Consider the following 943-nt stretch of genomic DNA (forward strand, 5'->3'; position numbering starts at 1 on the left):
TGGTACGCTGGCGATGGCTTTGGACGTGTTCACCGCAGGGACGTCACCCATTTATAAACAGCCGACAGCAACGCCACGCGATCACGGATAAACGACCTCACTCGCGACGTACGATACCTACTCTCGCTATCGATCAGGACACACTGTTCAGCGACGGCTGTTCCGAACGGAAGAACGTCTAAAAAGCAGGCGTTCAACAGCGCCGAACGATCGAAATCCGTAGCCTCGCGTGTCGCCGAGTTCAGTCGGCGTGGGCCGTCTGCTCCTCGCCGAGCGCGGCAGCGCGCTCCGACTCGGTCACCTCGATCCCGCGGCGTTCCAACTGATCGATGAACTCCGTCTCGCTGAGGCCGGCCTGCGCGGCGGCCTGAGAGAGTGTCAGTGTTCGCGCCCCATACAGCGTCAGCGCGGTCGCCAGCCCCTTCGTTGCCATACTTACGATACTGGCGTGAAGGTTTATGAAGGTTACTAATCGATTGAGGTTCATGATACACCTTATACGATATATATTGACGGTTGATCAGTCCATGGTAATATAATGCGTTCCAGCTGGTCTCCCGATCGATTGGGGGCGACCGATCGGCGTCGACGACACCGATCTGCGCCCGCAGGAGTTATCACGCTCTGCGGTCGTAGCCGAGGTATGGACAGACAACAGGTGATCGCGCTGTTCTTCGCGTTCCTCATGGTCAGTTCCATGGCCGCGTGGGGCGTCTCGCTCCTGTAGCGTCGAACAAAACGGTCTCACGACTTCAGTCTGAGTCGCGGACCGTCACCGCTTCCGACTCCCCCCGTCGGCGATCCCTAGCCGTCGCCCCACACGTCGGAGAGCGGGTGGTCGTCTCGGCGCCTGTCTCCTATACACGTCTGACGCTGCCGACGAATAGAGAGGATTTGTGCTTGGGGGCAGCAGTTGTTTCTCATCAATATATAATAAACATAA

General features: G+C 58.0%; 1 protein-coding gene. It reads right to left on the bottom strand.

The window, feature by feature from the left end; genetic code table 11:
- Positions 1-241: 241 nt before the first annotated feature.
- Entirely contained in the window at positions 242-433 is a 192-nt protein-coding gene (locus tag ACP96_RS17030) for a UPF0175 family protein (protein WP_050026332.1), read from the bottom strand.
- Positions 434-943 lie beyond the last annotated feature (510 nt).

The organism is Halorubrum halophilum, assembly GCF_000739595.1.
Classification (GTDB): Archaea; Halobacteriota; Halobacteria; order Halobacteriales; family Haloferacaceae; genus Halorubrum; species Halorubrum halophilum.

Coding starts and splice junctions, on each gene's coding strand:
- ACP96_RS17030 (WP_050026332.1), bottom strand. CDS start 433: ATGGCAACGAAGGGGCTGGCGACCGCGCTGACGCTGTATGGGGCGCGA.